This is a genomic window from Heyndrickxia ginsengihumi (genome assembly GCF_011008565.1).
Lineage (GTDB): Bacteria > Bacillota > Bacilli > Bacillales > Bacillaceae_C > Weizmannia > Weizmannia ginsengihumi.
This window is the reverse complement of record NZ_JAAIWK010000005.1, coordinates 182,754-191,371: the sequence shown is the minus strand read 5'-3', so window position 1 is coordinate 191,371 and position 8,618 is coordinate 182,754. Positions and strand designations below refer to the sequence as shown.

At 37.5% G+C, this 8,618-nt stretch carries 7 protein-coding genes; all 7 read left to right on the top strand.

The features are described from left to right. Positions 1-727 precede the first annotated feature (727 nt). The 7 genes from qoxA to G4D61_RS05585 all read left to right on the top strand — a co-directional run bounded on the left by qoxA (position 728) and on the right by G4D61_RS05585 (position 8,610). Positions 728-1,657, top strand: coding sequence for a cytochrome aa3 quinol oxidase subunit II (qoxA, locus tag G4D61_RS05615; protein ID WP_269318641.1), 930 nt, complete (start codon positions 728-730; stop codon positions 1,655-1,657). Positions 1,658-1,684: 27 nt separating this feature from the next. Then, complete coding sequence (gene qoxB / locus G4D61_RS05610) at positions 1,685-3,628, top strand: cytochrome aa3 quinol oxidase subunit I (RefSeq protein ID WP_025731167.1); 1,944 nt, start codon at positions 1,685-1,687, stop codon at positions 3,626-3,628. Further along, positions 3,625-4,230 carry a cytochrome aa3 quinol oxidase subunit III gene (gene qoxC, locus G4D61_RS05605; protein WP_025731166.1) on the top strand — a complete coding sequence of 202 codons (606 nt, stop codon included), beginning with the start codon at positions 3,625-3,627 and terminating at the stop codon, positions 4,228-4,230. Before qoxB ends, qoxC begins: the two co-directional genes overlap by 4 nt. Further along, a complete protein-coding gene (gene qoxD, locus G4D61_RS05600) occupies positions 4,230-4,511 on the top strand; it encodes a cytochrome aa3 quinol oxidase subunit IV (RefSeq protein ID WP_025731165.1) in 282 nt (93 codons plus the stop codon). Before qoxC ends, qoxD begins: the two co-directional genes overlap by 1 nt. Positions 4,512-4,669: 158 nt before the next feature. Then, complete coding sequence (locus G4D61_RS05595; protein ID WP_052137945.1) at positions 4,670-5,782, top strand: CdaR family transcriptional regulator; 1,113 nt, start codon at positions 4,670-4,672, stop codon at positions 5,780-5,782. 93 nt (positions 5,783-5,875) lie between these two features. Beyond that, the gene (gene glcD, locus G4D61_RS05590; RefSeq protein ID WP_035355881.1) at positions 5,876-7,288 is read left to right on the top strand and encodes a glycolate oxidase subunit GlcD; all 1,413 of its coding nucleotides are present in this window, start codon (positions 5,876-5,878) and stop codon (positions 7,286-7,288) included. Then, positions 7,285-8,610, top strand: a complete 1,326-nt coding sequence (locus G4D61_RS05585; RefSeq protein WP_035355878.1) for a (Fe-S)-binding protein — start codon at positions 7,285-7,287, stop codon at positions 8,608-8,610. The genes glcD and G4D61_RS05585 overlap by 4 nt, the downstream gene beginning before the upstream one ends. Positions 8,611-8,618 lie beyond the last annotated feature (8 nt).

Genomic DNA, 8,618 nt, shown 5'->3' with positions numbered 1-8,618 from the left:
GAAAGATACCAAAAACGATTAAACGGCCTTAGCCCGATGGAATATAGAGCTAAAGCCGCTTAAATCATTTTTATTATTTCCACTGTCTACTTGACAGAGGGCAGTTCATTTTATAAGTATGAATTAGACCTTTTACAACATTTTTTAATAAGTATTACAATTTAATGGCTACGTGCTTTGATTACATATCAAATACATGGCTTTCACTCAAACGAAGTACCATTAAAAGTTCAATGATTTCTCTAAAACTTCGCTATCCTCTCCTATGTACAAAATGTGCATTGATCAAGTAATCCTTTATTTTGAGAGAAAATGGTAATTGTAAGAATGTATGTATATTTAAAGCCATATTTCCCCATCCTTTATATTAGGTCATTTATCTAGTCATCTAATTTTTACATATTATAGAACAATATTTTTGATTTGTTGATTTAATAACGTTCGACATAAATAAAACACAAAAAGTTACTTTTATATCAAAAAATTTGTAAAAATAAAGACATAAAACTCTCGTTTTTTTGACAAATTTGTGAACAAAATGTGACGCATTTGTGAAATTTAGATGACATAAATGTGAATACTAGATTGAATTGACCCAAATGTATCATTTATATTGTAAAATAAATTGTCAACATATGTTCAATATATGTTGAGAAGGGTAAAGGGTTATATACCTATTGTATTCAATTTAATACAAAATTTACAAAAGTGGAAGGAGAGAAAAAGTGTGTTGAGGAAATTACCTTGGAAATTAACAATGCTTTTGTTATTATCCTCACTCTTTTTATTAAGCGGATGTAGCACAAGCAAAATTGCAGTACTTAATCCTCAAGGTCCTGTAGCAGAAAGACAGTATCATCTGATAGTTTACTCTACGATCTTAATGGCTATCGTCTTTGTAGTCGTCCTAGCACTATTTTTTTATATGGTTTTTAAATATAGAGAATCCAATTTACCTGCTGACTACAAACCAAAACAAATACATGGGAATAAATTGCTTGAAACGATTTGGACAATTATTCCAATCATTATCATTATTGCAATTGCTATCCCAACAGTTAAAGCAAACTCTGATTTAGAAAAAGTACCTAAAGAATCAGCGAGCAAAAAACCACTTACAATCTATGTTACATCAGCAGATTGGAAATGGATTTTTAGTTATCCTGAACAAGGGATTGAAACAGTTAACTACGTAAATATCCCTACGAATCGACCAATTAAATTCGAATTAACTTCAGCTGATACGATGGCATCTTTCTGGGTACCTGAATTAGGCGGACAAAAATATACAATGGCAAATATGACCATGCAATTGATTTTACAAGCAGATCATCCTGGTTCTTACACAGGAAGAAATGCAAACTTTAATGGTGAAGGATTTGCTCATATGGACTTTGAAGTCCAAGCCCAAAAACAGTCTGACTTTAACAATTGGGTGAAAGATGTAAAAGGTTCCGCACCAAAAATGAAAAAATCTGATTACGAAAAACTTATAAAAGTTTCAGGCCTTGTCGGTCGTCAAACATATGTAGGTACACATCTTAAATGGATAGATACAACTCCGCAACATTCTTATGGTGCAGAAGATCAATCTAAAAAGAACAGTCGCCACGATATGTCAAATATGGATATGTCAAACATGAATATGGGTAATTAATAATAACGAGGATAGGAGGAAAACAGCGTGAAACAGGAATTTTTTGTCACTGGCGAACCAGCCATTTACGCCGCTGAGGCTGGAATGGTTATTGGAGCAGTCGCTGTCATTTTTTGCCTAACTTATTTCAAAAAATGGAAATGGTTATGGAAAGAATGGCTCACTTCAGTTGACCATAAAAAAATCGGTGTTATGTACATCGTTGTAGCGGTTCTCATGTTATTCCGCGGTGGTGTGGATGCATTAATGATGAGAACACAGCTTGCTTTACCAAACCAAAAATTACTTGATGCTAATCATTACGATGGGATCTTTACGACTCACGGTGTTGTTATGATCTTATTCATGGCTATGCCTTTCTTATTTGGTCTTATCAATGTAGCATTACCATTACAAATTGGTGCACGTGACGTTGCATTCCCAGCCCTAAATGCTTTCAGTTTCTGGGTAATGGCAGCTGGTTGCGCGCTCTTCAATATTTCATTTATTATCGGTGGTTCACCTACAGCAGGTTGGACGAACTACTTCCCACTTGCTGGTACAGAATATACTGAAGGTGTTGGAAACAACTACTATGCACTCGGTATACAGATCGCCGGTCTCGGATCAATGATTACAGGTATTAACTTCCTAGTAACGATTTTAAAAATGAGAGCGCCTGGCATGACATTAATGAAAATGCCAATTTTCGTATGGTCTGTATTAGTTACAATGATCATCATTATCTTTGCGTTCCCAGTATTAACAGTTGCTCTTGCAGAAGTTACATTTGACCGTACTTTCGGGGCTCACTTCTTTACGAACTCAGCTGGTGGTAGTCCGATGTTATGGGCAAACCTTTTCTGGATTTGGGGTCACCCTGAAGTATACATTGTATTGTTACCATCTCTTGGTATTTACTCAGATGTTATCGCAACTTTCTCTGGAAAACGTCTATTCGGTTATGGATCAATGGTTGTTGCGATGGTCGGTATTGCGTTCTTTAGTTATTTCACATGGGTTCACCACTTCTTTACAATGGGGAACACAGCAGCAGTAAACTCATTCTTCTCAATTTCAACAATGATTATTGCTGTACCAACGGGTGTGAAATTATTCAATGAAATCCTGACAATGTACAAAGGTAGAGTGCGGCTTACGACTCCAATGCTTTGGTCACTAGCGTTTATCCCAACATTCTTAATCGGTGGGGTTACAGGTGTTATGTTGGCAATGGCAGCAGCCGACTATCAATATCATAACAGCTATTTCTTAATCGCCCATTTCCATTACACATTAATACCTGCTGTAGCATACGCTTGTTTTGCTGGTCTACACTACTACTATCCAAAAATGTTTGGCTATATGTTAAACGAAAAACTAGGAAAAGCTACTTTCTGGATTTGGATGATTGGTTTCAACCTTTGCTTCATTCCGCAATTCTTCGTTGGATTAGACGGAATGACTCGTCGTATGTATACTTATGAAGCAGGACTTGGCTGGACAGGATGGAACTTTACTTCTACTGTCGGTGCTTACATTATGGGTCTTGGTTTCTTAGTACTTGTTTGGAACATTATTTACAGTGTGAAACATGGTGTACGTGACGTTACTGGCGATCCATGGGATGGTCGTAACCTGGACTGGGCAACTCATACACCTATTCCAGAATATAACTTTGCAAAACAACCAATTGTTAGTTCACTTGATGCTTGGGCAGAGCATAAAGAAAATGGTACACGTATTTTCGAAGAAACTGACTATAAACCAATCCATATGCCAAACAATACAGCAATGCCGATTATTTCAGCTGTATTCTTCGGACTACTCGGTTTTGGATTAGTTTGGTCATGGTGGTGGCTAGCGATTATCGGAGCTGTTGGTGTTATCGCAACACTTGCTTGGAGATCATTTGATCCTGATAAAGGTCATCATATTCCAGTAGAAGAAATCATTCGTATTGAAAAAGCAGCAGAGGGGGTAAAACGATGAGCGAACACGTAGATACATCATTACCACTCGAATATCAGACAGAAGAAGATCGCTTAAAGATATTTGGATTTTGGGTACTACTTGCAGCTGAAATTACACTTTTTGCTACTTTATTTGGAACTTACTTTACACTCCATCATCAAGTAGCAAACGGTCCAACTCAGCACGAGCTTTTTGAACTAAAAGGTGTCATGATTGAAACAATCCTTCTATTAGTAAGTAGTTTCACTTGTGGCCTTGCAGTTTTCTCTATGCGTAACGGCAAGAAAAATGCTTTACTATTTTGGTTCATTATTACACTTCTTTTAGGTGCTGGATTTATCTTTTTTGAAGTAACAGAATTCGTTTCTTACGTTCACGATGGCGCAACTATTCAAACGAGTGCCTTCTTATCAGCCTTCTTTGTTCTTCTTGGAACACACGGAGGACACGTAAGTTTCGGTATCCTTTGGGGAATTGGATTAATCATCCAACTTTTAACTAGAGGACTTACTCATTCAACAGCAAGGAAGTTCTTTATTATTAGTATTTACTGGCATTTCCTTGATGTTATTTGGATCTTCATCTTCACATTCGTTTATCTAGGAGGGATGATTAAGTAATGCATCATTCAAAATATCCTATCGGTCATATTATTGGATTGATTTTGTCACTCGTTTTGACGTTTCTTGCAATGATTGTTGCACTTCATACAAATCTTCCTAGAAACGTGATTATGTGGTTCATCGGAATTCTTGCCTTCCTTCAAGCAGGATTGCAATTATTCATGTTCATGCATATCACTGAAGGTGAGAACGGAAAAGTCAACGTTGCAAACATTATATACAGTATCATCATCGCTTTAGTTGTCGTTTATGGTACAATTTGGGTTATTCACTATTAATCCTATTAAAAAGAGGTTGTCCTTGTGGCAGCCTCTTTTTTTATCATGCTTGAATTCCCCCCTACTCCCCTCTTAACAAATATTCTTCCCCTCTTTTTAGAATTTAAATCGACACGTTATAATGGAAGTAATACAAATACGATAGAAGGTGAATGTATATGATGCTAGACCCACAGCTGGCACAAAAAATTGTCAATGAAGTGCGCATGCTGCTCGATGAAAGTATCATTGTCATCAACTCTGATGGCGTGATTATTGCAAGCACAGACGGAGAACGAATTGGCTGCATACATGAAGGCGCACGTATCGCAATCCGGCAAAAAAAGGAGTTTATTATTACAAAAGAAATTGCGAGCCAATGGCGCCATGTGCGCGATGGTATTAATTTGCCAATCTTTTTTCAGCATAATGTCATTGGTGTAATTGGCATCACAGGGCATCCTGAAAAAATTTCACCTTACGGACAACTAATGAAAAAAATGACAGAACTACTCATTCAGGAAAGCTTTTATCAAGACCAATTAGATTTTCAAACCCGTACACTTGAAGGATTTGTCTTCGAATGGATTACAAAACGCGATTGGAATGATGAATTTTTTAACAAGGCTAAAATTTTAAATATCAATTTACATCATTACCGTCAAGCTGTTTTACTACACCTTTCAAATCCTGAAGATAATATAAATAGTAAGACATTCAGGGATTTAATAAACGTTTTATCGTTTGATGAAGATGACGTTATTGTTCGCTGGGGCAATGATCATCTTCTTATTATTGTTGATACATCCATTTATAGACGCAATTTAAAAAAGCTTGTTAAACAATGGTGCGATCAAATTCAAATACATACAGGCCATCTGCCAATGGCGGGCGTTGGCTCTGTCCAGCCTGCTCATCAACTCGTATTGTCATTTCAACAAGCTGAAAGGGCTTTGCATGCGACAAGTGCTCATAAACCGATTATGTTTGATGAAGAACTAATATTGGAAATGATTATCGAAGATTTGCATACGGAGACGAAACAACAATTTATCAAGCGAACAATTGCACCGATTTTAGATCACGAAGATATTTTAAAAACGTTGCACATGTTATGCACAAACGAATTTTCTTATAAACAAACTGCTGAACAAATGCATATCCATATTAATACGCTCCATTATCGCTTAGGTAAATTAGAGCAATTAACACGATTAAATACGAAAATGATGAAGGATCGTGTTGTCCTTTATTTAGCATGGTTATTTTTAGATGAACAGACAAAAAACTAGCTACATATGCTGATATTTTTATATAAACATCCATAGATTCATGATTCTTTCTTTCCTATAATAAAATTAACAATAATAGAACGGAGGGAAATTATGATATCAAAGGAATTTAAAGAACAATTGAAGGCTATTGTTGGAACAGATAATGTTGATGATTCTAATAGTGGACGGACTGTGTATTCATACGATGCGACGCCAAAATTTCAAGCGCTTCCAGACATTGTCGTTGCCCCCCGCAATGTTGATGAAGTCGCTGCTGTCGTTCGTTTATGTAACGAAACAAAAATACCTATTGTCGCCCGCGGATCAGGAACAAATTTATGCGGGGATACTTGCCCACTTCAAGGCGGTGTCGTTTTATTATTCAAGCATTTAAATCAAATTCTTGAGATTGATAAAGAAAACTTAACAATCACTGTACAGCCCGGTGTCATTACGAAGGAAATTTGTGATGCAGTGGAAAAAATCGATCTTTTTTATCCACCTGATCCAAGCTCAATGAAAATTTCAACTATTGGCGGTAATATTAGCGAAAACTCTGGAGGACTACGTGGTCTAAAATACGGGGTGACTGGTGACTATGTTATGGGGCTGCAAGTTGTTTTGCCTAATGGTGAAATAATTCGCACTGGCGGCAAACTAACAAAAGATGTTGCTGGATACGATTTAACAAGTCTATTTGTTGGTTCAGAAGGTACATTAGGGATTATTACGGAAGCCACTTTAAAATTGATTCCAAAACCGGAAGCTAAGAAGACAATTCTTGCCTTATATCAAGTTATTGAAGCAGCTGGACAAACAGTATCATCCATCATTGCAAATAAAATGATCCCGACTACTTTAGAGTTTCTAGATAAATCGACGCTTAATGCTGTTGAAGATTTTGCAAAGATTGGTCTACCTACGGATGTTGAAGCTATTTTACTCATTGAACAAGATGGTCCTGAAGAAATAGTAGAAAGAGATATTAAGAGGATTTCAGAAATTTGCCGGCAACAGCAAGCAATTGATGTTCAGGTCGCTGCCTCCAATGAGGAAGCTGAAAAATTAACGACAGCCCGGAGAGCAGCTCTCAGTGCATTAGCCCGACTTAAACCAACGACAATATTAGAGGACGCAACAGTACCTCGTTCAGAAATTGCTACTATGGTAAAAGCCATTGCCGATATTGCTAAAAAGTATAATGTGAAAATCTCAACATTTGGGCATGCTGGCGACGGAAATTTACACCCCACTTGTTTGACAGATGTTCGCAATGAGGAAGAAATGGAACGGGTAGAAGATGCTTTTGCAGAAATATTCGAGAAGGCGTTGAAACTTGGTGGAACCATAACAGGTGAGCACGGAGTTGGCATTATGAAAGCTCCTTATCTTGAGTGGAAGCTTGGAAAAGCCGGGATTGATGTGATGAAGGGCATTAAACAGGCCATTGACCCAAACAATATTATGAATCCTGGGAAGCTGTTTGCAGAGAAAACCCGAGAAAGGATGGCGAATATACAATGATCACCACAACTAAAAGCAAAGAAATTCAACAGCAGTTTCAAGAAAGAATGGATTATAACGAACTACTCAATTGTATGCGCTGTGGTTTTTGTTTGCCATCATGCCCGACATATATCGAAACAGGCGGACAGGAAAAATATTCACCCCGAGGCAGAATTGCAATTATGAAAGCGATAACAGATGGGATTCTTGATGCCGATGAAGAGGTCGAACATTCGCTTGATCTTTGTCTCGGATGCCGAGCATGCGAACCTGTCTGCCCTTCAGGCGTAAAATATGGCCAGTTACTCGAAGAAGCCCGGGATATTTTACAGGAACATAAAAAACAGTCATTGCCCGTTCAGGCGTTGCGTAAAAGTGTCTTCCACGGACTGTTTCCACATCAAAATAGGATGGAAACTGTAACAGGACTAATTGGTTTGTACCGACGCTCGGGTTTATCAAAAATTGCCCGCAAAATTGGATTTATTGATCTTTTCCCTGAAAGCATGGCAACAATGGAAAAAGTGCTGCCAGAGATCCCAACACGAAAAGAAATTAAGCAACGTCCTCGCTTCTTTGAACATGAAGGAGAAAAAAAGGCCACTGTCGCTCTTTTTGCTGGCTGTTTAATGGATACGATGTTTTTTAAAACGAACCAAGCAACGATTACATTGCTACAAAAGGCTGGTTGTGACGTTGTTATTCCTGAAAACCAGCTTTGTTGTGGAGCGCTTCATGGCCATAGCGGGGAAATGAAAAAAGCAATTGAAATGGCAAAACAAAATATTGAAGCCTTTGAACAAGCAAATGCTGATTATATTATTACAAATGCAGGCGGCTGTGGTGCTTTTTTAATTGAATATCATCATATTTTAAAAGATGATCCAGTATGGGCTGAACGGGCACAGTCCTTTGTTTCCAAGCTAAAAGATATTTCTGCAATACTCGTTGATCTTCATTTTCATGAGACTCATATTTTACGGCTGCCAGAACAAACGATTACCTATCAAGACTCTTGTCATTTGCGCAATGTCATGCACACATTTAAAGAACCACGAATATTGCTTCAAGGGATAAAAGGGATTCATTTTAAGGAAATGGAAGGCGCTGATACATGCTGTGGATCGGCCGGTGTTTATAATATTGTTGAATCAAAAATGGCCATGCAAATTTTAGACCATAAGATGGAAAAAGTAAAAGATACAAACGCTACAACAATCGTTACCGCTAATCCTGGATGTTTATTAGAAATGAAACTTGGCATTGAACGAAACAACCAGTCTAATCGTATGCGTGCCGTTCATATTGCAGATTTACTTTTAGAAGCATTAGCGAATTGAGCGTCTAA